Below are 24,914 nucleotides of genomic sequence, written 5' to 3' on the forward strand. Positions count from 1 at the left end.
AACGGCTTTTTGGCCCTACCTTACATGACAGCATCAAGAAAAAAGCGTGTTTGACCATGGCCAAACACGCTTTTTATATAACGTATAGTCAGTTCAAAATAAAGCCGATAGGCTCAAATTAACGTGCAACTGGTATAAGTTTTTCTTACTTGCTGTGTCTACGCTGACAGATGCTGCGCAAAGCTCATACCAGCTGCACTGTATCGGCTTTAAAGTGGACTAACCATACTAGTAGGGCTACTCAGGCATGGCTGGCATACGCTCCACCGGGGTGACCGATAGCGGATTTTGCGGTACGCTATCATGACGTGTCGTTGATGCTGAACGCTCGTCTTCGACTGGCTCAGGTGCTGGCGGCTTGCGCTGCTGGGTGCTGGTTTTGACAGGTTGTTCTGATGCAGTGTCGGTAGGCGTATTATCGTCTTCATCGCTGGTAACGATACCATCATCCGTCATTTCTATGATTTTTTGTTTTTGTTTTTTGGATTTTGAGCGATTATTGATAGAGACCCATTGATGAGGCGTGTCTTTGAGCTGGGCTTTCATAAAGTCAATCCATACTGGTAGCGCTGCCACCCCGCCGTATTCGCGGCGGCCCATGGTTGATGGTTGATCAAAGCCCATCCAGACGACGGTTGCGTTACTGGGATGAAACCCTGCAAACCAAGCATCTTTTGCTTCATTGGTGGTACCGGTTTTACCGCCGATATCATCACGTCCGAGCGCTCTTGCTCTTCGTGCTGTACCATGCCGTACGACGTCACGTAATATATCTGCCGTCTCAAAAGCCACTCCAGGCTTTAAGATACGTGGTGCTTGTTTGGCCATCACGTACTGTACCGCAGGTGCTTTTAGGCGATCCGACTGTGGACTGGCGTCGTAGATATCGCTGTTATCGGTTTTTTTCTTTGCTTCGACATCGCTTGCTTTTGAGTCTGCTGCTGCATCTGCAGTTGCCGCTTGTTCGATCGCGCTATCATAATCTTCTAGCAGTTTTTTGTTGACGCGCTCTAGTTGCTCGTTAAAACATGACGCGCAGGCTTGCTGTGGGTTGGCCTGAAAAAGCAGCTTGTTATTGTAGTTATAAATTTGCTCAATAAAATAAGGCTGTATACGATGACCACCATTGGCAAAGGTTGCATAAGCGGTAGCCATCTGTAGCGGTGTTGCTTGCCCTGTGCCTAATGCTAACGATAGGGTAGTTGGCAGCTTTTCTTTATCGAGACCAAATTCATCTAATAATGTACGAGTGTCAGAGATACCGATAGCCTGTAACAGACGAATGGAGACAAGGTTGCGCGATAGATATAAACCGCGACGTAAGGTGATGTCTCCTAAAAAACGCCCGTCAGAGTTTTTGGGTTTCCAGTCACCAACTTGGATGGGGCGGTCTGAGACGATACTATCAGGGCGGTAGCCTTTTTCTAGTGCTGCGGTATAGACTAGAGGTTTGATAGTAGAGCCAGGTTGCCGCCAGCCTTGCAGCGCACGGTTAAACTTACTGTGATTAAAATCAAAACCACCGACTAAGGCGTTAAGCGCACCTGTTTCTGGGTTTAACGAAACCAGACTGCCTTGTATATCAGGAATTTGTGCCAGCTGCCAATTATTGCTTGCTGTCGGAATCAGGCGCACAATATCGTTTTTACTGACGACTTGGCTGGCATTACTGGGGTAATAACCGACACGATCGGCAGAAATGTATTTGCGCGCCCAGCTCATACCAGACCAGTTAACCGTTACTGTTTCACCTGAGGGGATAGTGGCCTCAAAACTACGAGCATTTACTTTAGTCACTTTGGCAGGTGATAGGTTGCTATACCGGCGAAAGTTCTCTAATGGCTCATCATGTGCTTCAGCGCCGCGCCAACCATGGCGGTGCTCATAAGCAATGAGACCTTTGAGTACGGCGGCCTCTGCATCGGTTTGTGCTTTGCTATCGACGGTCAGACGTACGCGCCAGCCACCATGCATGACCTGCTCGCCGTAGCGATTTACTAAGGTAGAGCGTGCCATCTCTGCCAAATAAGGCATATTAACATCGAGTTTTTCTTGATAGAGCTTGATACCGATGGGAGAGTTGACTGCCTCATCATGCTGCGCTTGACTGATATAACCCAGCTCATGCATACGACCAATGATCCAGTTGCGGCGGGTCAGGGCGCGCTCAGGATTGGCAACAGGATTGTACTTAGAAGGGGCTTTTGGCAGACCTGCCAGCATTGCCATCTCTGCAATGGTGAGGTTGTCTAGTGACTTACTATAGTATTTTTTGGCGGCCGCACGGATGCCGTAAGCGCCTTCACCCAAATAAATCTTATTGACATAAAGGGTCAAAATGTCGTTTTTACTGAGCTCGTCTTCTATTTTACGGGCTAAAAACAGCTCAGTTAGTTTACGGTTTAAGGTACGCTCTGGGCTTAAAAAGTAGTTTTTGGCCACCTGCATGGTGATGGTTGAGCCACCTGTTTGACTATCATCATCGGTCACCACTTCGGTGACCGCGCGACCTAGACCTTTAATGCTGATACCACTGTGCTGGAAAAAAGACGCATCTTCTGCGGCCAAAAAAGCATGAGTCAAATCTTCAGGGATTTCCTCAAAAGTGATCGGTAATGATAAACGATTGCCGTATTGACCGATGAGTTTGTCATCACTACTATATATCTGCAATGGCATTTCTAGCGTCGCGGTTTTTATCTCTTGCGTACTTGGCAGGGTAGGCGATAAATACATGGCCATGCCATAAAAGCCAATAGGAACTGCCATTGCCAAGATGACCGCCAAGGCTAAACAAGCGATAAATAGCCCTACCAAAAAGTGAATAATGTGAGCAGTAGCATTTTTTTTGGCCATAATAAGACTTATTAATTAATGATTTGCAACAGGTAGTGCATTATACCTTGAACGAAATAGGGAGGTCATAATAAATGTGTAAGTTAGCCTTAATATATAATTTAAATGCTTGAATCTATCTATTAAGTAAAGTATTGTATTCAATTATTACAAATAACTATCAGATTGTACACTTAATATAAGGTATAGAGTTTGTGAGGCTATTTACTTCCAAAAGTCGACATTTGATTGGAGTGGATATCTGTGCCACCTCAGTAAAGTTGGTTGACATACAGCGCCAACAAGGCATGTTCCACTTAAAATCTTATGGCATTGAAAGACTACCGGAAGGCGTAGTCGTCGATAAACTCATCGTGGATACTGAAGCCGTTGGCGATACGATTGCCAGTTTGGCCAGACGCTGTCAAGTGGCTGGTGCCCATGCAGCGACAGCCGTATCAGGGTCAGCGGTGATTACCAAGATCATCGATATGGACATGGCACTCAGCGATGTCGAGCGCGAAGCGCAGATACGTCTCGATGCCGATCAATACGTGCCTTATCCTCTTGAAGACGTCAACCTGGACTTTGAGGTCTTAGGCCCTTCTTTGGTCAGTGACGAGATGGTGCAGGTGTTACTTGCCGCCTCCCGCTCGGAGAATGTCGACCAACGCGTCGATGCCTTAACCTTTGGCGGCATGCAAACCAAGGTCATGGATATTGAGTCGCACGCCATTGAGCGTGCTTTTGGTTTGATGGTAGATAATTTACCAGGGCTACCAGAATTAGTCGCTTTGGTAGATATTGGTCACAATCAAACCACCTTATATGTCGCCAAAAATGGCGAATTTATCTATAGCCGCGAACAGCTATTTGGCGGTGCTCAGCTTACAGAGGCAATACAAAATCGCTATGGTTTATCGTCTGAGGAAGCGGCGCTGAGTAAGCGTGAGCGCACTTTGCCTGACGATTACTATCCTGAGATATTGACGCCGTTTATCGAAAACACCATTCAGCAAATCACTCGCTCTTTGCAGTTCTATTTTTCTTCGAGCCAATACAGCAATATCGATCACGTGGTCCTCGCGGGGGGTAGTAGCTCGATTCCCGGTCTGGCTGGCATGGCGCAACAAAAACTGGGCGTGACTGTCAGTATCGCCAATCCATTTACCAATATGACCATCGCGCCACATATCGATAATGAGCAACTGGCGATCGATGCCCCAAGCCTCATGGCCGCATGTGGTCTTGCGTTAAGGAGCTTTGACTAATGGCTCGTATTAACCTCTTACCCTGGCGCGCCGAAGAGCGCGAACGCCGCAATAAAGAGTTTATCACGCTTGTGGTAGCTGTGACACTACTGACGTTGTTGGCCGCGTTTGCTACGTGGAGCTATTTTAATAATGAGCTTGAAGAACAGCTCGATGCCAATGCCTTGATTGAACAAGAAAACGCGCGCTTAGACACCGTGTTGAGCGAAATTGATAGCTTAGAGCAGCGCCGTGAAGATATTATCTCACGTATGCAAGTGATTCAAGACTTGCAAGGTCGCCGCCCTGTTCCTGTACGTCTATGGGACGATTTGGCTAAAGCAATGCCGCCGGCGCTTTATCTCAATAACCTCAAGCGTGAAGGGGATGTCATTACCTTGACCGGCCTGGCAGACAACCCAAATGTGGTGTCTAATCTGATTCGTAATCTTGATAGTAGTAAATGGATGGGTAACTCTGCTGTCAGCAATATTCAACAAAACATCAGTGCTTATCAGGCAGCGCCTACGCTAAATAATACCATAAATACAGGTGAGCAGACGCGCCCTGTTTATCCAGAAGACAGTTATGTACAGTTTGTGGTAACCACAAAGGTGCAGTCAGAGACGGCCACACCTGAAGAGGGTACTGGGCTTGGAGGTGCGTTATGAAACTGAGCCGCAAAAAAAGCCTAATCAAAATCAAAAAAACAGACCTAAAGCCAAAAAAGCAGTTTGACTTACAAGAGTTTCGTCGCAGTTTTGAATCATTAGATTCCGAAAACTATGGTAGCTGGCCATTGTCCGTCAAAGTAACGGTGATAGGGCTCATTATTGTTTTTATCGCCGCATTGTCATGGGCACTGCCGATCAGTAGTAAAATCGATGAAATCAATGCCGCCGAAAGCCAGCAGCAAACCTTGCTCGATAGCTATCGTGAAAAAGAATCACGCGCCCGTCACTTAGAAGCGTATAAAGCGCAAGTGGTGCAGATGGAAGCTGAGTTTAAATCGTTACTGGATCAACTACCAAAAGATACACGGGTGTCAGAGCTGGTCGAGGGCATCAACATGACTGGTGTGGGCAGCAATATTCGTTTTCAGGATATCTCGGTCGAGCCTGAAATTGAAAACGAGTTTTTTATTGAGCAGCCGATACGTATTGCCGCATTGGGTGAGTATCATCAGTTTGGCAGCTTTATCAGTGGACTGGCTGCCCTACCTCGTATCATCACGATGCATGATTTTGAGGTGAGTAACCCGCAGCCTAGTTTGGATGTATTGCCAGAGCTGAATCTGGTACTACAGACCAAAACCTATCGTTCAAAAGAAGCAAATCCTGAAGGTGATGCCGCTGCTGCAGGAGACAGTCAATGATGATAAATAAACTGCCCACGCTACTGGCGTTAAGTATAGCTGTGTTGTCGATGACAGGCTGTAGCGATCGCATAGGGATGGCACAGCAGTCGATGAATGATATACGTAACCAGCCAGCGCAGCCGATTGAGCCCCCACCTAAAGCGGAGCTGGTAGAGGATTTTGTATACAGCGCAAGCACACAGCGCAGCCCGTTTTTGCCTCCAAGCTTAGTCAATGTACAAGGGCCGACGACGCCTATCGATGGTGTACGCCCCGATATTACCAGAGTCAAAGGGCCTCTTGAGCAGTACGAGCTATCACAGCTGGTCTTTCGCGGTGTCGTTATTTCGCCTGAAGGTCAGCGATATGCATTGGTACAACGTCCTGATGGCTCCGTTGCGAGTGTGAAAGTAGGTGATTATCTTGGATTGAATGACGGCCGTATTGTTGAAATCACGCCGACCCAGATTAACTTGATTGAAATTGTGCCAGACAGCCGCGCAGGGTTTATCGAAAAACCCCAGTCGCTGGTCTCTCCTATAAGCTAAGTCGGCAGATTTTTTGAGGAATAAATAATGACAGTACGCAACAACAAGGTAATGACGATGAGTAACCGCGTATCTTCTGCTTTTGCCGTTTCAGCATTGGCAGTCAGCATGGTAGCAGTGAGCACCCATGCCCAAGCTGGCCAGCGTATCAATAACGTCTCTGTGGTACAAACTGCGCCAGCCGTGACGCAAATGCGCTTGAGCTTTGCCGGTGCGCCAGTATTGCCTGCCGCCTATCAGCTAGATGATCCAAGCCGTTTGGTACTAGATTTTGAACAAGTGCAAAATGGGCTGGCTAGCCGATTTAACGAATACAACATCGGTATGGTCAATGATGTCACGACACTAAGCAGTGACAGCACCACGCGTCTCATTGTGGGTCTCAAGCAAGCTGGTAACTATACCACAGCGGTCGATGGTAATGATTTGCTGCTGACCATCACTGACCCTAGCCGCCCCGTAGTTAATCAACCTGTTAATCAACCGGTCGTTAATCAAATAGTCACCAATGATCCTGTGCAAGACGTGCTGAATAACAGTAGTGGCATGACAACCACAGCTGTTGTCACCCCCATTGTAGAAACCAATAGCGTTCCTGTTGCGGCGGTCAATAGCACCGATACTCCGGCGGTTAACAACCAAGTGCCAGCCGATACGATGGTGGTTCGGGTCAATCCGCTATTGGATCCACAGCTTGCCGCCTCACAAGTGAGTAAACAGTATAGTTATGATGGTCTAACTGCCGTCAATTTTACTGCAGGTAACGATGGTGGTGGTAATATCAGTATCGCTTTGGCCAATGAAGCCATTCCAGTAGATGTACAACGTCAAGGCAATAAGCTGGTCGTCCGTTTGACAGGCAGTACGGTGCCTAGAAACTTGCTGCGCCGTCTAAATATCAATAGCGGTCTGGTCAGTAGTATTGATACCAAAAACCAAGGTCAAAATGGTGTCGTCACCATCAATATGAACGACGACTATGAGTATCAAGCCTACCAGTCAGGCAATCAGCTAAATATCAGCATCAGTAAGCCTGAGCTACTGCGTGAGCCGACGCTCGAAGAAAGAGTCTATAGCGGTGAGCCACTGTCTATGGAATTCCAAGATGTCGAAATCCGCAGCGTCTTAGATATTTTGGCGCAGTTTACCGAGATGAATATCGTGGCAAGTGATTCGGTCGCAGGTAACATCACGTTGCGCCTGATCAACGTGCCTTGGGATCAAGCGCTTGATATTATTTTAAAGAGTAAAAATCTGGGCAAACGTGAAAACGGCAATGTGATTTTGGTCGCGCCAGCGACAGAGCTTGCAGAGCAAGAAGCACGTGAGCTTGAAGCGCAGCAAGCGGTTGAATCTTTTGCACCGTTACGTACAGAGTACATCCGCTTAAGCTATGCTAAAGCACAAGATGTGCTGACATTGATCTCTCAAGGCAGCGGCTCTTCTGGTGGTCGCTCAAACCGTGCCGACGACAATAACTCTTTGTTGTCAAATCGCGGTACCGTCACTGTAGATGAGCGTACCAATACCTTGATTGTCAAAGATGTGGCAGACAGTATTGAAAACATTCATAAACTGATCAGCAAAATCGATATTCCGGTGCGTCAGGTGATGATCGAGGCGCGTATTGTCAGTGCGACCGACAGCTTTAGTAAAGAGATCGGTGTTCGTTGGGGTATCTTGTCAAATGGTGCGGCCAATAACCGTAACTTATTGGTAGGCGGCAGTAACCAGACATTGTGGGATTTAAAAGACTTTGATGTAGAGACCACCACCGTCAACGGCCAGACGGTCTCGTATCCCTCTTATGACATCACGCGCCCTGATAACCTAAACGTCGATTTGGGTGTGGCCAACCCAGCGGGTAGTATTGCCTTTGGTTTGCTCAGTATGTCAGATGTGATGCTGGACCTTGAGCTATCAGCGCTGCAAGCGGACAACCGCGGTGAAGTCATCTCGACGCCAAAAATTTTGACCGCGGATAAACAAACTGCAAAGGTGTCATCTGGGACTCAGATTCCGTATCAAGAAGCCTCAGCCAGTGGCGCGACCACTACCAGCTTTAAAGAAGCGGCGCTGAGCTTGGAGGCCACGCCAAACATTACCCCCGATGGTAAGATTGGCTTACAACTCCTCATCACCAATGGCACACCGACCATCATCAACAATCAGGTCGCCATCGCTGAAGACTCAATCTCAACCAACGTCATTATCGAAGATGGCCAGACTGTGGTCTTAGGTGGCGTGTTCAAAAACCGTACCAGTAACGGCGTGGATAAAGTGCCTTTCTTAGGGGATTTGCCGTATATTGGCCGCGCCTTCCGCAAAGATGTGCGTAGTAATGCCAAAGAAGAGCTATTGATCTTTGTCACACCAAAACTCATCAATGATGGTACCAGCCGCTTGAATTAATCATAGGATGACCTACTTTAAAAAAGCGAGCCTGAGTGCTTGCTTTTTTTATGAGTCAGTCAAAAGATGAATGAGATTTTGCGGACAATTATCGCGGCTCGTTACTAGCCAGAATATCAATGACGTTGTATCATAGCTAATTTAGCTGAGTAAGTACTATGGTGGAGGAATTGCCGTCGGTGTTTTTAGTGGGGCCGATGGGAGCAGGGAAAACGACAATCGGTAAACTGCTGGCTAAGCAGCTAGGACGTGAGTTTTTGGATAGTGACTGGTACATCGAGTCGCAAACAGGTGCCGATATTGCGTGGATATTTGCCAAAGAAGGTGAAGCGGGCTTTCGCGAGCGTGAGACACGCGCTATCGATGAGTTGACCCAAAAACCGCAAATCGTATTGGCGACTGGTGGCGGTGCGGTCATGTCTGCCGCAAATCGTGCGTTTTTGCACCAGCGTGGCATCGTCGTATATCTCAATGCCCCCGTTGATGTACAAATGGCGCGTACGGCAAAAGACAAGTCGCGACCATTGCTACAGCAGCCCAACCCCAAGCAGATATTGCAGGATCTCTACAGCACCCGTGATCCGCTATACCGGCAAGTGGCGCATATCATCATGCCAACCGGCCATACTTATCCGCGTCATATGGTCAATCAACTCTTGCAGCAGCTGGCGTCGTTTGACATGTCTGCTATTACCGCCCCTAATAATCAAAGCTAACTGTATAGATACTATACGGATGACGGACAGTCAGCTGCTTATCGCTTATGACCACTATTTAAGGAGTATTTCATGGCCACGCCATTGTTTTTTGAGGGTTTAACCGTTCAGACACAAAGCCATGATTATCCCATTATTATCACTGAAGATGCGGCCAAAAATGGCAGTATGGCACAGCAAGTGGCGCCTTATATCACGGGCCGTCAGGTTTTAATCGTCACCAATGACACGGTTGCGCCTTTATACCTCTCCGCATTTGAACAAGCGCTGGCCGCGCACTTTACTGTGAGAGTCTGCGTGCTGCCAGATGGTGAGCAGTATAAAAACCAAGACAGTATCAATCAGATTTATGATGCACTGATGGATGCCCACTTTAACCGTGACGTGACGCTCATCGCCCTAGGTGGCGGCGTCATTGGCGATATGACAGGCTTTGCGGCAGCAAGTTTTATGCGCGGCGTAAATTTTATCCAGATACCAACGACACTGCTGTCACAAGTAGACTCTAGTGTCGGCGGCAAAACAGGCATCAATCATGCACAAGGCAAAAACATGATTGGTGCTTTTTGGCAACCGCAAATGGTACTGGCTGATATGAGTACACTCAAAACCTTGCCCGCTCGTGAGCTCTCAGCAGGGCTGGCAGAGGTCATCAAGTATGCCCTTATCATGGATGTCGGTTTTTTGCAGTGGCTGGAGAGAAATCTGCCTGCCATGATGGCGCTGGATTTGGCTGTGCTTGGTGAGGCAGTAAAGCGCTGCTGTCAATATAAAGCCGATATCGTGGCCCAAGACGAGCGCGAGTCAGGTGTGCGTGCCTTGCTTAATTTTGGCCATACTTTTGGTCATGTGATCGAGACGCATCAAGGCTACGGCAACTGGCTACACGGCGAGGCTGTGGCAGCTGGTATGGTACAGGCCGCCGAGCTTTCACAAAAAATGGGCTGGCTAAGTAATGAGGAGGTGGCGCGTGTCAAGCATGTGTTGACCTTAGCAAATCTGCCCATCCATCCGCCTGCGATCGCAGTGGACACTGCGCTTGATCTGATGGGCCATGATAAAAAAGTGAAACACGGACAAATCCGCCTGGTTTTGTTAAAATCACTGGGTGAGGCGGTATTGACCAATGACTTTGATGCCACGCTATTAACCGACGTGCTGGCCGCACACAGTACGTAAGATGTTGGTTTTACAGTTATAAGCGTTTGGTAAAGACAACGTGCGTTTGGCGCCTAACGTGACCGCTGGCATTTACTTTCAACGAGTCTTTATGTTGCGTTTTTAACTCTATTTTCACCAAGGATACTCCCATGGCAGCACCAAGATCGACGACGCGTAGCGCAAGCCAAGCATATCGCCGCCAAGCATTGATGTGGCTGGTAGCGACGTTGCTACTTGGCGTGGTTACCGCTTTGGTTTGGATGTTTAGTCAGACCCCAGCGATGGGTGCCAAAATCGAAAACGCACCGATAACCGCGCCCCAGCCGCTTAGTGCTGAGCTTGAGCAGCCGCTCACCATAGAATCCTTGCATGAGCTGGATACGGATGTGCAGCCGCTCAGCTTTGATGCGACCATTCGCGATTTGCGCAGCTATCCTGATGAGTTCAAAGACAAGCGCTATTTGCTAGCAAACAAGGGCAAATGGACAGTGCAGGTGATGAATGTCGCCGAAAACGACGTCATCGTCAGCTATCTAGAAAGCCGTGATGATCGCAAAAAGTTTGCGTATTTTCGCTATTTAGATGACGAAAACCAAGTGCGTTATATGCTGACTTATGGGCTGATGAGCAGTCCGCAAGAAGCGGTTGGCGCCTCAAAACTGGTGGACTTTAAACTACCGGCCGATGTCCGCGTGCTGCCAGAAGAAATCAATCGTTATATCAGTATTATCGATAATTATGAGCGCCCCGATCCCATAAAAGATCTGAGCAATAGGCGAGTGCGCGCGGTTGATTTGCGCCCGACCAAGCGCGAAGTGCCAGTGCGTCAACCTGCCGAAACCGATAACAACGACGTCGATGAAACACGGCGCGCACCGAGCAGCAGTGAGACCAGTATTCGCCAGTCTATCGACACCTCTGAGACCTTATCTGTCACTGAGGAGCGTATCGTAGGCGGTGAAGAGCAGTCGCCTGTGACCGCAGGCAACGAAGAGTCGAGCAACAAACCTGCGGACAATCAAAAACCGGTAGCGGCAGGCGGTGGTAGTAGCAATAAGAAGCCACCAGTCGTGCCAACGCCGAAGCCGCCAAGTAGTAGCAGTGGGGCAAATGCAGGCGCAAACAGCGCGGCAAATAGCGGTGTCAATAACGCCAGCAATAAAAACAGTAACCCCAATAAAAATAGCAATACCGGCACGGACAATAAAAGCACCAACCAAGGCGTAGCTAAAAACAATAACGCTGCCAAAAATGACGACTCTACAAAAAGTGACAATGCGACCAAAAATAACGGCGACAGTATTAAAGAGCTGATTGAAGAAAAAAGCAATTAAGTTGCATCTGATGATTTGATCAGAGCCGTAGCCGTAGCGATAGTCATAAAGCCCATTAGCAAAGATGCTGGTGGGCTTTTTTTGGCAAGTATTTTTGTATAGCAGTTGTACGTTCATATGAGCGTATCGATTTTATTTCAAATTGATTATAGTTGCATAAACCATGGCTTAAATGAGAGCTAAAACCTGCCTTTACATGCATTTTTATCTGCTGTTTTTCATTATTATATAACCATTAGTAATACGTTCTCTTACAAAATATGGGTGATGAATCGATAGAAAAGACTAGATTTTTTGTCAATCATTAACTAATATAACGGTGGGCGACGTTCTGTATAGTTATCGTAAATAACTATTTATTGAACATTCGGTGAGTGATTGCATCAAATTTATAAGACGCTTTGCTACTGTTTGTTGTCCCAAGCGCCGCCATTTTTATTTGCATTTATACGCTAATAAATGGCGCAGCCTCCCTTACGGTCGCTCTTTTTAGAGTGAATAAAGCGCTTAAATACAGAGCGTCAAATATTCAATATAAATCATCGCACCGTTACACTACCTAGCCAATATAATCATAGCGTTCGGTAATACACGGTGACAAACGATACTCCAGTTAACAATAGCATGTGATTGAGAACTGAGTAATTGGCAGATAAAACGATTTTTATCTGATTGCCAAGATCTATTACTTACTGTCTATTCATACATTAATTATCTGTTCAGACATCATTAATGACTAGGAGGGTCAAGGTGCTAACCTGATTCTCAGAGTATGATGAATAAGAACGTCACATCAATTATTAATTCGGATATGCGAATATTATTTATTAGCCCGTTCTGCCTACGGATAGCCGTTTATGCTCCGCATTGGATGATAAGCGACCCGTTCACTTAAAAGGACTAGCCATGTCAATGATTTCCTCCCATACGCATTTGGCCACGCCAGATGATTTCTCTGATAACTGTGGTTTTGGTTTGATCGCTCACATTGAGGGTGAGGCCAGCCATGATTTGGTAAAAACAGCCATTCATAGCTTAAGCTGTATGACGCACCGTGGCGGCGTTGCTGCTGATGGCAAGACGGGTGACGGCTGTGGTCTATTGTTGGCAACGCCGACCAAGTTTTTTCAAAAAATTGCCGCCGAGCTGCAATTTGATATCACTGATAATTTTGCGGTGGGCATGGTCTTTGTCAATCTCGACGCTGCTAAAGCAAACCACAGCCAGCAAATACTCTCTGAAGAGATTACTGCACAAGGCTTGGATGTGGCGGGCTGGCGTAATGTGCCACTTGATTTGACGATTGTCGGTGACATAGGCCGTGAGACATTGCCTGATTTTAAGCAAGTGTTTGTCAATGCGCCTGATGATTTATCAGCAGATGATTTCAATCGTAAGCTGTTTGTCGCGCGCAAAAAAGCCGAGCAACGTTTGGCAGACGATGAGCTGTTTTATGTGTGCTCGTTGAGCGCCCAGACGATTATCTATAAAGGGTTGGTGATGCCGTCTGACTTGCCTGCGTTCTTTTTGGATCTGCAAGATGAGCGCTTGGCCTCACATATCGTGGTATTCCACCAGCGTTTTTCTACCAATACCTTACCGCGCTGGCCGCTTGCACAGCCATTTCGCTATCTGGCGCACAATGGTGAGCTAAATACCATCACGGGCAACCGTAACTGGTCGGAGGCACGCACCCCAAAACTCAAATCGGACAAACTGCCCAACCTAAATGAGCTGACGCCACTGGTCAATCGTACAGGATCGGATTCCTCGAGTTTGGATAATATGCTTGAGGTGCTGATGTCTGGCGGCATGAGTCTGTTTCATGCCATGTCGATACTTGTGCCACCTGCTTGGCAAAATGTCGATGGCATGGACATGGATTTGCGCGCGTTTTATGAGTTTTATTCGCAGCATATGGAGGCATGGGATGGGCCAGCGGGTCTGGTGATTCAAGACGGGCGCTATGCGGTGTGTATGCTTGATCGCAACGGCTTGCGCCCATCGCGCTGGGTGACGACGAAGAATGGCTACATTACGGTCGCCTCTGAGGTAGGTGTTTGGGATTACGCACCAAAAGATGTACTGGCAAAAGGCCGCGTTGGTCCCGGTCAAATGCTGGTCATCGATACCATGACTGGCCAGATTTTAGACACCAAAGCCATAGCGACCTTACTAAAAAAAGCGCACCCGTATCGCAAATGGCTGCGCGAAGAAGCGACTCGTGTCCGTGATGATGAGCGTCTAGAAGAGCAGCTGGCGGCGCAGGCCTGCCGCGGCGAGCCACTCAAGGCCCTACAAAAGATGTATCACATCACCAATGAAGAGCGCACCGAAATCATCCGTCCTAATGCCGAAAATGGTCAAGAGCCAGTGGGCTCGATGGGCGATGACACACCAATGGCAGTGCTGTCGCAGCAAATTCGTCATGTCGGCGATTTTTTTCGTCAGCAGTTCGCGCAGGTGACCAACCCACCGATTGACCCATTACGTGAGTCAATCGTGATGTCACTACAGACGTGCCTCGGCGCTGAAACCAATGTGTTTGCACCATCCGCGCGCGATGCACACCGTATTATCTTATCCTCACCGGTATTGTCAGCCAGCAAAATGCAGCAGCTTGAGCGCTTAGATGACCCAGCGTTTCAGATGGCGCGTATTGATTTAAATTATGATCGCACCCTTGAGCTGTCAGAAGCCATCACTGCTATCTGTGAGCAAGTGGCAAGCAGTATTCGCGCAGGCCATACGCTGATTGTGTTGTCTGACAAAAACATCGTCGCCGACAAAGTCCCTGCCAATGCCATCATGGTGACAGGGGCAGTGCATCATTATCTGATCGCCCAAGGTATCCGCACTGATGCCAATCTTATCATCGAGACGGGGCTGGCGCGTGATTCGCATCAGGTGGCGGTATTAATTGGCTTTGGCGCTACCTGCGTCTATCCATATTTGGCTTATGATGTCATTGATGACTTGGTGGCCAGTGGTGAGCTGCTTGGCGATCCGATTCAGGCGCGGGTCAATTTCCGTAAAGGCTTGGATAAAGGTTTGCTAAAAATCTTATCAAAAATGGGTATTTCAACCATCGTCTCTTATCGCGGTGCCCAGCTGTTTGAAGCGGTTGGTCTCTCAGAAGAAGTGGTAAACCTATGCTTTAAAGGTGTGCAAAGCCGTATCAAAGGCGCCACCTTTGCCGATCTGGCAGCAGATCAGGCCATACTCGCGGCCAACGCCTTTAAGCGCCGTGCACCCCTTGATCAAGGTGGTTTGCTCAAGTTTGTCTTTAACAAAGAGTATCACGCCTTTAATCCTGATGTGATTAACAGCCTGCACACCGCTGTACGGACAGGCGATTATGACAATTATCGTCAGTATGCCGACTTGGTGAACAGTCGCCCTGTAGCAACCTTGCGGGATTTGTTGCAATTAAAGACAGATAACTCGATTGACGTAAATGAGGTCGAAGACATTTCGGCTATCTTGACACGCTTTGATTCGGCGGGCATGTCGCTTGGCGCTCTATCACCAGAAGCACATGAAGCGATCGCCATGGCGATGAATACCATCGGTGGACGCTCAAACTCAGGAGAGGGCGGCGAAGATCCGGTACGCTATGGCACGCTGCGCAATTCAAAAATCAAACAAGTGGCTTCTGGTCGTTTTGGTGTCACGCCTGCGTACTTGCGCTCAGCTGAAGTCATGCAGATCAAGGTCGCTCAGGGTGCAAAACCAGGGGAGGGTGGACAGCTGCCAGGTGGTAAGGTCAATGCGCTGATCGCGCGCCTGCGTTACTCTGTACCAGGGGTGACACTCATCTCACCGCCGCCGCATCATGATATTTATTCTATCGAAGATCTTGCTCAGCTGATTTTTGACTTAAAACAAGTCAATCCCGATGCTTTGGTCTCGGTGAAGCTGGTCTCACGTCCAGGCGTTGGCACCATCGCGACAGGCGTGGCCAAGGCCTATGCCGACTTAATCACCATCTCAGGCTATGATGGCGGTACGGCAGCGTCACCACTGTCTTCTATCCATCATGCAGGCTCGCCGTGGGAGCTGGGCTTGGCAGAGACGCATCAGTCGCTACGCGTCAATGGCCTGCGCGATAAAGTGCGGGTACAAACGGACGGCGGACTCAAGACAGGCCTTGATGTGGTAAAAGCCGCTATCCTTGGTGCAGAAAGCTTTGGTTTTGGTACCACGCCGATGATTGCGGTGGGCTGTAAATACTTGCGTATCTGCCATCTAAACAACTGCCCGACAGGCGTTGCTACCCAAAAATCCAAGTTGCGTGACGAGCACTTCATCGGTGAAGCGGAGATGCTCATCAACTTCTTTAAGTTTGTGGCGACGGAGACACGTGAGTGGCTTGCTGCCCTTGGCGTACGTAGTATGGAAGAGCTGGTCGGACGTACTGACTTGCTCGAGGTGTTAGAAGGCAATACTGCAAAGCAGCGTCACCTCGACTTAACGCCACTCTTGTTTAGTCATCCAGCCAGCGTTGGCAACGCGCAAACGTGTCAGGTAGAGCGTAATGAGCCATTTGATAAGGGCTTGCTCGCTGAGCAGATGGTCAGTGATATGCTCCTTAATATTCGTCAAGGTACAGGCGGCGATTATAGCTATGCAATCGGCAACTGCGATCGCTCAATCGGCGCGCGTATCTCCGGTGAGATCGCTCAAGTCTGGGGCAATCTTGGTATGAGTGATATGCCAATCAAGCTGCATCTAACGGGCACAGCAGGGCAGAGCTTGGGTGTGTGGAATGCAGGCGGCCTAAATATCGAGCTAGAAGGCGATGCCAATGACTATGTCGGTAAAGGTATGGCTGGTGGCGAGATCGTTATCTATCCGCCAAAGGGTGCCAGTTTTAGTACCCAAGAGACCGCCATTATCGGTAATACTTGCCTTTATGGTGCGACAGGCGGCAAATTGTATGCGGCAGGCACCGCAGGCGAGCGCTTTGGCGTACGTAACTCAGGCGCGCACGCGGTGATAGAGGGCACAGGCGATCACTGCTGTGAATATATGACCGGCGGCGTGGTGACCATCCTTGGGCGGACAGGGCTGAACTTTGGCGCAGGGATGACCGGTGGCTTTGCTTACGTGCTCGACATGGATGGCGACTTTTTTGATCGCTGCAATCACGAGCTGATTGATTTAAACCGTATCTCCAGCGAGCAAACCGAAGAGCACCGCATTTATTTGCAGCAAGTGATAGAAAACCACGTAGATACAACAGGCAGCGCTTGGGGCCAGACGATATTGGCTGACTTTGAGCACTATGTGCGCAAATTTTACTTGGTCAAGCCCAAAGCGGCGAATATTGCCAGTCTCCTAAAAACCACCATGGCTGATCCACAGTAGTCGGGTATAGGGTATAAGAGACGTTTTAATACATTGGTTTTTTCGCAGGTCGGTGCCCGCAGTGACATATATCAGATGGACTGACAGTGTGTCGCAGCGGCTCCCCACCCACGATAAAAGCCACCTAGAGAAGAGACAGTTATCATGGCAAAACGCTTAGAAAATAGTTTTCAGTTTTTAGATGTACCACGGTTTGATCCTGCCAAAAAAGACATTGCCACCCGCTCGACAGAGTTTGTTGAGATTTATAAGCCGTTTGAGAGCGAGGCGGTGGCGCAGCAAGCCCATCGTTGTCTTGAGTGCGGCAACCCTTATTGTGAGTGGAAATGTCCAGTTCACAATTACATCCCTAATTGGCTCAAGCTGGCCACCGAAGGCCAAATATTTCAGGCAGCAGAGCTGTGCCACCGTACCAATACTTTGCCTGAAGTATGTGGCCGCGTTTGCCCTCAAGACCGCTTGTGCGAAGGCGCTTGTACGCTAAATGATGGTTTTGGCGCGGTGACCATCGGTAATGTCGAAAAATATATCAACGATACCGCTTTTGCCTTAGGCTGGCGACCTGATATGTCGGATGTGGTTTGGACAGACAAAAAAGTTGCCATCATTGGCGCTGGGCCGGCAGGTCTTGGCTGCGCTGATATCTTGGTAAGAAATGGCGTCAAGCCTGTGGTCTTTGACAAGCGTCCTGAGATTGGCGGCCTACTGACCTTTGGTATCCCAGAGTTTAAGATGGAAAAAGACGTCATGCGCAATCGCCGCGTGATCTTTGAAGGCATGGGTATTGAGTTTCGCCTCGAGACCGAAATCGGTACAGACGTCACTATCGATGAGCTGTTGAGCGAGTACGACGCGGTGTTTATGGGAATGGGTACTTATACCTATATGCGCGGCGGCTTTGTAGGCGAAGAGCTTGACGGCGTCTATGACGCTCTAGATTATCTGATTGCCAACGTCAATCGCTGCAATGACTGGGAAAAAGATGCCGAAGAGTACATCGACCTAAAAGGCAAGCGCGTGGTGGTGCTGGGCGGCGGCGATACGGCGATGGACTGCAACCGTACCAGCATTCGCCAAGGCGCTGAGCAAGTCGTCTGTGCCTATCGCCGTGATGAAGAAAATATGCCAGGCTCACGCCGCGAGGTGGTCAATGCGCGCGAGGAAGGGGTGGAGTTTTTATTCAACCGTCAGCCGACCGGAATCATTGGTCTAAATGGTAAGGTCAATGGCGTCAAGGTCGTCACCACACAACTGGGCGCGCCAGACAATCGTGGCCGCCGTCGTCCTGAGCCGATTCCAGATTCAGAAGAAATCATAGAGTGTGATGCGGTGATTATGGCTTTTGGTTTTCGTCCCAGTCCTGCCGACTGGTTTGAGAGTCAGCAAGTGAGTATGGATAGCTCGGGCCGCGTATTGGCTCTCGAGCAGCAGACATTTAAATTTCAAACCAGCAATCCTAAAATCTTTGCAGGCGGCGATATGGTGCGCGGCTCTGATTTGGTCGTGACCGCCATCTGGGAAGGCCGTGAAGCCGCAGAAGGCATCTTGGACTTCTTAGAGGTGTAAGGCTTGCCCTAATGACCGTCAAGGCTTGCGCCAGCTTGTCAGGGCGCTGCCTGATAGACGCCTTTTATCTGTCGATAGATAGAAGGCGTTATTTTTTTGATAAATGTCGGTGAAGTGTTTAAGCTACTTGATAGACAGTGGCGCATGAGGGTTTGAGCCTACTAAAACGTGCGCCAAGCGACTGTTTTTTTATTCATCTAATAAGAGTGACCTTGCGTGAAACCAAAACTTTGGCAGCGATTTAGCGCACCGTTCATTGAGCCTTATGCGCGCTACCAGCATGCGGATGTCCTGCACGCCATCCGTTTGGGGGTGGCGGTGCTCGCCGCTTTATTATTAAATGAGTTTACACACTTTCCAAACGGGGAGTGGACGACCATTACCGTGTTTGTCATTTTGGGACTGCTGCAGTATCAAGGCGCGATTTATACCAAAGCCAAAGAGCGGATACTTGGCACGATACTTGGTGTGGCGGTGGGATTGGGGTTTTTGTGGGTGAGTCAAGACATCGGCGGCTGGATGTGGCTATATTATGCGCTGATTGGGTTGATTAGCGGCATCATCGGTTATGTGGCGGTCAAACAATTGGGCTATATCGGGTTGCTCACCGGCATCACTATGCTGATGATTGTCTCGAGCCCTGATCACAGCAATGTCGGTCAAGATGGTCTGTACCGTGCATTTAATATCTTGATTGGCGCTGGGGTGGCGGTCGGCGCGACGATGATTTTGCCATTAAAATCAACCTTGATGTGGCGGTTTTTATTGGCCAATAATCTGGAGACTTGTAGCAACCTATACGCAGGCGTTGGCAATCATATCGATGCTGAGGTCTTAGTACCAAAGCCGTTTAAGCATACCAAAGCCACCAGCTCAGCGAGTATCGTTTATCCCAAAAGCAGCTCTGTCCCTGATACGCCAGTCAACAAGTCGCTGGTCAAAGCGCTACAAAAAATCAATAAACGCCTGCTGGCTGTGCGTCCACATATTGCAGCGACCGCCAGCGAGTCAGGCATCGACAAAGAAACCCTAGAAACCATCCAGCGCACCCACCGTAACATCATTGGGACGATTGATTTGCTGCTCAGTGCAGCGCCGCGCTTGGCCAATATCGAGATCGACGACGAAAACCACATTTTGCTGATACACTACCAGCATGAGCTGACCCAAGCCATGCTGCATATGGCGGCGGTGCTACGCAGTCCGAGCGATGAGGTGTTTCGGCCGATCACCCGTATTGCGGTCTCTGAATACCCCAGTGTAGAAAACCTAGGCTTTGAATGGCAGGGCTATTTTTGGTTGACTCAGACGCTACAAGTGCAGCTTCAGCGCCTCAGCGACTTATTACAAAAGACCAAGCCGCAGTGGTTTGCAGCCTCAGGCCTACGCTATCAGCGCCGCGAGCAACGCCGCATCGAGGACAAAGGCGGCGAGACGGATTTGCATTTATAATCCATCTCTATCGTTTTTCAAAGACCAATAACCAAAGATTAACGACCTGTTTTTAGCTTATCCCAATACTGCTGATATATTTGCAAGGCTTCATCACCCACATCCTCTTGGAACTCTGCTTTTGCCAGTACTTCTTTAGAAGGATAAATCGCCGGATTATTGCGCACTGATTCGTCCATCATCTCGCGTGCGGCTAAGTTTGGCGACGCATAGCCAATCTCTTCACTGACGATTTTGGCGTTTTCGGGGCGAAGCAGGTAGTCGATAAACTTGTGTGCGGCATCCACTTGCTTGGCATTTTTTGGAATGACAAAGTTGTCCATCCACAATATCGCGCCCTCAGATGGGTATTTATAAACCAAGCTGGTCAAGCCTTCATCATTGGCCATGACCGCTTCGCCGTTCCACGTCATACCAAGCGTCGTCTCCCCTTCGATATAGGGCATGCGCGTGGCATCTGAGTTAAAGGTTTTGACATTTGGCATCAATGTGGTGAGCTTGTCATAAGCGGCTTCTATTTCCTCAGGGTTGCTGCTGTTACCTGAGTAGCCGAGGGTTAGTAGTGCCATACCAAAGACTTCGCGCACGTCATTGGTCAGCATCACTTGACCTCTGTATTTCGGGTCCCACAGGTCATTCCAACTATTGACGGTCGCAGGGTCGACGCTGTCACCATTGATGGCAAGACCTGTACTGCCCCACATATAAGGAATTGAGTACTTATTGTCTGGATCGACCTTGGTATTAGTAAATGACGTATCAAGGTTGTTAAAGTTGCTTAATTTCGATTTATCGAGCTCTTGTAACAACCCTTCTTTGGCCATTTTTTCGACATAGTACGTCGATGGAATCGCCAAATCGTATTGGCTAGAGTCATCGAGTAGCTTGAGCTTGGCGTACATCGCTTCGTTGGAGTCAAAAGTGGTGTAATTGACGGCGATACCGGTCTCTTCTTCAAAACCATCAAGAATCTCTTGAGGCATATACTCTGACCAGTTATATAAGTTTAGCGTCTCATTGCTTGCGCCAGCACTGCCATCCGCTGCTGCATTGTCAGAGTTACTACAGCTGGCAAGTACCAAACCGACTGCCATGGCAAGCAAGGCTTTTGGCGCAGTCTTTGTCATGGCCGTAGGCAATAGGCGACCGATGCCCGCCACAGAGCGGGCAGGCGCTTGGGATGATGATACGTGTGTCAAAATATCTCTCCTAAATAATAAAGGCAAATCGATAAAACGGCATAAAAACGGGCGCATACAAAGTGCTAAACGCTGCATACGGTGATCGATACTATTATGACCATTAGTGTTACTGATTTAAAGGGTCGGCGTAAAGAGATTTTGGCCGCGCCTACCATCACCATAAAAAGTACAACAAAATAACTAAGATGATGCTGTCGTTTCGAGATATGTTACTGAGCAAGTCACTAAAAAAACTAAATATATGTGTCAGATTAGGAGAAAACATGAATAATCGTAACCGTGCCGGCGTGATTGCTGCCATCATTGGTATCATCGTTTTTATGGCGATGTTTAACTCAGGCTCACCAACGCCTATCATCAATTGGCCGGTAGAAACCTACATGGGGATGGCCTTTACCATTGGCTGGCTGAGCAGCGTGCCGAATTGGCTGGCCTATGTACTGGCGGCGCTGGTGTTGATTTTACTGGTGATTGGGCTTTATAAAATAGGCGGCTGGATTTATGGTCTGCTAGCGCGCACGCGTTAATGATAGTACCGCTGTACTGCTACAAAAGCGAGAGATTAGAGATATTCTAATTTCTCGCTTTTTGTTTTTGGTTTACTTGTATTGATGATTGTGCTGGTGAATATAGTAAATTCAATTTAAAAAATGTTATAGCGCTGCTGGTATAAGTTTTCCTTGCGTGCTGTGCCTGCGCCGACAGAGGCTGCGCAAAATTCATCCCAGTAGCGCTGTGGAACTTATGACAGTTTTGTTTTCAACTGGACTATATAGGCTCCTTATCATTTATAGATTGTTTAAAATTGCAAACATTTGGTTTTATAAGCCAAAAGTATTTGTTTCTGCTTCCCAACTATGTTTCAATCGCTATCTTTTATCAACGTTTTCATATGTTTGAAACCTATTAATTTATTTAAGTTCTAAATGGAGCAGTGGCTATGCAAGGAAGTAATTCGCCAAATGGCAGTCCACCAAACAATAACTTTGATACCGCAGCGAAAAGCTCTCGTATGCAGCGGTTTTTACAAGGGGTTGAGTGGCTCGGTAATCTACTGCCGCATCCGGTCATTTTGTTTGTTTGGATGTCCGTGCTGCTGTTGATACTCTCAGCTGTGATGTCTTATTTTGGGGTGTCGGTGATAGATCCGCGCCCTGAGGGCACCAGCGGACGTAGTGCCGATGGCATGATCGAAGTCGTTAACCTATTGAACGGCGAGGGCTTGGCGCGCATTGTTGAAAATTTAGTCACCAACTTTACCGGCTTTGTGCCGCTTGGTACGGTGCTGGTGGCATTGCTCGGTGTCGGTATTGCTGAGCACTCTGGCATGATATCAGCTGCCCTGCGTGGTCTGGTCATGAATGCGCCCAAAAAAATGGTGACCTTTACCATTGTGTTCGCTGGTATCATGTCAAACACCGCAGCCGAGCTTGGTTATGTGGTATTGATACCACTGGCGGCAGTTATCTTTCACTCACTTGGTAGGCATCCGCTAGCCGGTCTGGCTGCGGCGTTTGCTGGGGTGTCAGGTGGTTATAGTGCCAATCTATTATTAGGAACCGTAGATCCACTGCTTTCGGGGATTACCCAAGAAGCGGCGCGTATCATCGATCCTACCTACACCGTTGGCGCAGAAGCCAACTGGTATTTTATGATCGCCAGTACCTTTTTGATCAGTGGCTTGGGTTATTTTGTCACCGAAAAAATCGTTGAGCCAAGCTTGGGCAAATACAATCCGAACGATGCTGATGATGCCTCTGTACTAGACACGCAAATCGAAAAAGTATCGTCAGTTGAGAAAAAGGGACTGTTATGGGCAGGTATCAGTATGCTCATATTTTGCTTATTGCTGGCGTGGACCGTGGTGCCTGCAGATGGCATCTTGCGTAATGCAGAAACCGGTCTGGTGTCAGGCTCACCATTCTTAAAAGGCATCGTGGTCTTTATCTTTGTGTTCTTTGCCCTACCAGGCTATATCTACGGCAAGATTACCGGCAGCATCAAGAGCAATCAAGACGTGGTCGATGCCATGAGTAACGCCATGAGCTCCTTGAGTATTTATATTGTGCTGGTGTTTTTTGCCGCACAGTTTACCGCGTTTTTTAAGTGGTCAAACCTTGGTTCGGTGATGGCGGTGTCTGGCGCGACCTTCTTAAGTGATGTTGGTATGACAGGTCCTTTACTGCTGGTAGGCTTTATTATCATTTGTGGTCTGGTCAACCTGATGCTCGGTTCGGCGTCTGCTCAGTGGGCGGTGACTGCGCCGATCTTTGTGCCGATGCTCATGCTTACAGGTTATGCGCCAGAGATGATTCAGGCGGCCTACCGTATTGGCGACTCGACCACCAATATCATCACGCCGATGATGAGCTATTTTGGTCTTATCTTGGCAGTGGCAATGCGCTACAAAAAAGACACTGGGGTGGGAACCTTGATGGCGATGATGCTGCCATACTCCATGGCTTTTTTGATCGGTTGGACGATATTATTTTCTGTCTGGGTGTTTGTGCTGGGTCTGCCAGTCGGCCCTGGCGCAGAGACCTATTATCCTGCTCAGTAGTTGTTATTTGAATAATCGCTAATACTATTTAGCTGATATAAAAAATAAAAACCCTTGTCAGCGATTGGCAAGGGTTTTGCTTAAGACTATAGTCAATTCTAAATAAAACAGATACATTATATGTCAACGTGGAACTGGTATAAATTTTCCTTGCGTGCTGTGCCTGCGCCGACAGAGGCTGCGAAAAATTTATCCCAGTCCCACTGTATCGTTTTTATACTGAACTCACTATATTCTATTTATGACGCCACCTTAAATTGCTCAAGCACCTTTTGAATCCCATGTTCTTCAATGGTACCTGTGACAAAATCTGCGCGCTCGATCAGTGCAGGCTGGGCATCGCCCATCGCGACCGCATAGCCGACCAAATCAAACATCTCCAAATCATTCATACCATCGCCGAACGCCATACATTCACTGGCATTTACGCCATAATAGTCACAAACGTCTAGGATGCCGCGAGCTTTTGAGGCGTTGGCAGGCAAAATGTCCGCGCCAATTTGATGCCAATGCACCAGCTTTAAATCGTCCCGCGCAAAGTCGATATCCTGCATTTTATCGAATTGATTATTAAAAAACACCGAGCACTGATAAACAGGGTTCGATAGATAATAGAGGGGATCGACGATGGAGTTGGGGGTTTTGACATTGAATTCACGCAGACGCTCATTTTCCCCCGACCAAGCGATATGAGTCGCTGAGTCAAACTTATGAATCAGCTGACTGGTCTGGCATAACTGCACGATTTTGTCTGCTTGCTCAGCAGACAACGGATAATGACTGATTAAGCCCTGATTATCAAAGCTGTACTGTCCGTTCATACAGATAATGGCATCAAGCACATCAGCCTCGAGCAAGGCCAAAATATCAGCTGGCAATATCGCTTTAGAGCGCCCTGTAGAGATCACCAGCTTAATGTCGGTTTGAGCGAGCGCCTCAAGGGTAGCCTTGTTGTGTTCGGCGATAATACCGTTGCGACTCAGCGTATCGTCGATATCAAAAAATATCACTTTTGGCATAGGCAGCTTGCGGGGCATACTGGCTGTCGCAGCCTTATCTACTATAAACATGAGCATCCTTTATGTTTAAAAAACAACCGTGTAAGTCTTTTAAGTTAATGGGTCAGAGTGGGGCAAGTACTTATAAGGCAT

The 24,914-nt window shown here is 48.3% G+C and carries 16 protein-coding genes; 13 read left to right on the forward strand and 3 right to left on the reverse strand.

Annotated features, from left to right (window positions below; translation table 11 throughout):
* Positions 1-237: 237 nt before the first annotated feature.
* Positions 238-2,856: a PBP1A family penicillin-binding protein gene (locus tag R0I52_RS03745; protein WP_317053218.1), complete on the reverse strand. Its 2,619-nt coding sequence runs from the start codon at positions 2,854-2,856 to the stop codon at positions 238-240.
* 194 nt (positions 2,857-3,050) lie between these two features.
* On the opposite strand from R0I52_RS03745, the gene R0I52_RS03750 reads away from it, so the two are divergent.
* The 11 genes from R0I52_RS03750 to R0I52_RS03800 all read left to right on the forward strand — a co-directional run bounded on the left by R0I52_RS03750 (position 3,051) and on the right by R0I52_RS03800 (position 20,001).
* Complete coding sequence (locus tag R0I52_RS03750; protein WP_317053219.1) at positions 3,051-4,106, forward strand: pilus assembly protein PilM; 1,056 nt, start codon at positions 3,051-3,053, stop codon at positions 4,104-4,106.
* Positions 4,106-4,756: a PilN domain-containing protein gene (locus R0I52_RS03755; protein ID WP_317053220.1), complete on the forward strand. Its 651-nt coding sequence runs from the start codon at positions 4,106-4,108 to the stop codon at positions 4,754-4,756. The genes R0I52_RS03750 and R0I52_RS03755 overlap by 1 nt, the downstream gene beginning before the upstream one ends.
* On the forward strand, positions 4,753-5,460 hold the full coding sequence (locus R0I52_RS03760) for a type 4a pilus biogenesis protein PilO (RefSeq protein ID WP_317053221.1): 708 nt from the start codon (positions 4,753-4,755) through the stop codon (positions 5,458-5,460). Before R0I52_RS03755 ends, R0I52_RS03760 begins: the two co-directional genes overlap by 4 nt.
* The gene (locus R0I52_RS03765) at positions 5,457-5,990 is read left to right on the forward strand and encodes a pilus assembly protein PilP (RefSeq protein WP_317053222.1); all 534 of its coding nucleotides are present in this window, start codon (positions 5,457-5,459) and stop codon (positions 5,988-5,990) included. Before R0I52_RS03760 ends, R0I52_RS03765 begins: the two co-directional genes overlap by 4 nt.
* 27 nt (positions 5,991-6,017) lie before the next feature.
* Positions 6,018-8,402: a type IV pilus secretin PilQ gene (gene pilQ / locus R0I52_RS03770; RefSeq protein ID WP_317053223.1), complete on the forward strand. Its 2,385-nt coding sequence runs from the start codon at positions 6,018-6,020 to the stop codon at positions 8,400-8,402.
* A 158-nt stretch (positions 8,403-8,560) separates the two neighbouring features.
* Positions 8,561-9,118: a shikimate kinase AroK gene (gene aroK, locus R0I52_RS03775; protein ID WP_317053224.1), complete on the forward strand. Its 558-nt coding sequence runs from the start codon at positions 8,561-8,563 to the stop codon at positions 9,116-9,118.
* 72 nt (positions 9,119-9,190) lie between these two features.
* Entirely contained in the window at positions 9,191-10,297 is a 1,107-nt protein-coding gene (gene aroB, locus R0I52_RS03780; protein ID WP_317053225.1) for a 3-dehydroquinate synthase, read from the forward strand.
* Between the two features lie 131 nt (positions 10,298-10,428).
* Positions 10,429-11,613, forward strand: a complete 1,185-nt coding sequence (locus tag R0I52_RS03785; RefSeq protein ID WP_317053226.1) for a hypothetical protein — start codon at positions 10,429-10,431, stop codon at positions 11,611-11,613.
* Positions 11,614-12,519: 906 nt separating this feature from the next.
* Entirely contained in the window at positions 12,520-16,983 is a 4,464-nt protein-coding gene (gene gltB, locus R0I52_RS03790) for a glutamate synthase large subunit (protein ID WP_317053227.1), read from the forward strand.
* A 144-nt stretch (positions 16,984-17,127) separates the two neighbouring features.
* A complete protein-coding gene (locus R0I52_RS03795; protein WP_317053228.1) occupies positions 17,128-18,549 on the forward strand; it encodes an FAD-dependent oxidoreductase in 1,422 nt (473 codons plus the stop codon).
* A 216-nt stretch (positions 18,550-18,765) separates the two neighbouring features.
* Positions 18,766-20,001, forward strand: coding sequence for an FUSC family protein (locus tag R0I52_RS03800; RefSeq protein ID WP_317053229.1), 1,236 nt, complete (start codon positions 18,766-18,768; stop codon positions 19,999-20,001).
* A 38-nt stretch (positions 20,002-20,039) separates the two neighbouring features.
* On the opposite strand, the gene R0I52_RS03805 is transcribed toward R0I52_RS03800, so the two are convergent.
* Entirely contained in the window at positions 20,040-21,200 is a 1,161-nt protein-coding gene (locus tag R0I52_RS03805; RefSeq protein ID WP_317053230.1) for a PotD/PotF family extracellular solute-binding protein, read from the reverse strand.
* A gap of 266 nt (positions 21,201-21,466) precedes the next feature.
* On the opposite strand from R0I52_RS03805, the gene R0I52_RS03810 reads away from it, so the two are divergent.
* On the forward strand, positions 21,467-21,730 hold the full coding sequence (locus tag R0I52_RS03810) for a hypothetical protein (protein WP_317053231.1): 264 nt from the start codon (positions 21,467-21,469) through the stop codon (positions 21,728-21,730).
* Between the two features lie 413 nt (positions 21,731-22,143).
* The gene (locus tag R0I52_RS03815; RefSeq protein WP_317053232.1) at positions 22,144-23,763 is read left to right on the forward strand and encodes an AbgT family transporter; all 1,620 of its coding nucleotides are present in this window, start codon (positions 22,144-22,146) and stop codon (positions 23,761-23,763) included.
* A 239-nt stretch (positions 23,764-24,002) separates the two neighbouring features.
* Here the strand turns inward: R0I52_RS03815 and R0I52_RS03820 are convergent, their stop codons facing one another.
* Positions 24,003-24,833, reverse strand: a complete 831-nt coding sequence (locus tag R0I52_RS03820) for an HAD family hydrolase (protein ID WP_317053233.1) — start codon at positions 24,831-24,833, stop codon at positions 24,003-24,005.
* Between the last annotated feature and the right edge of the window lie 81 nt (positions 24,834-24,914).

The organism is Psychrobacter sp. CAM01, from assembly GCF_032842965.1.
Taxonomy (GTDB): Bacteria; Pseudomonadota; Gammaproteobacteria; order Pseudomonadales; family Moraxellaceae; genus Psychrobacter; species Psychrobacter celer.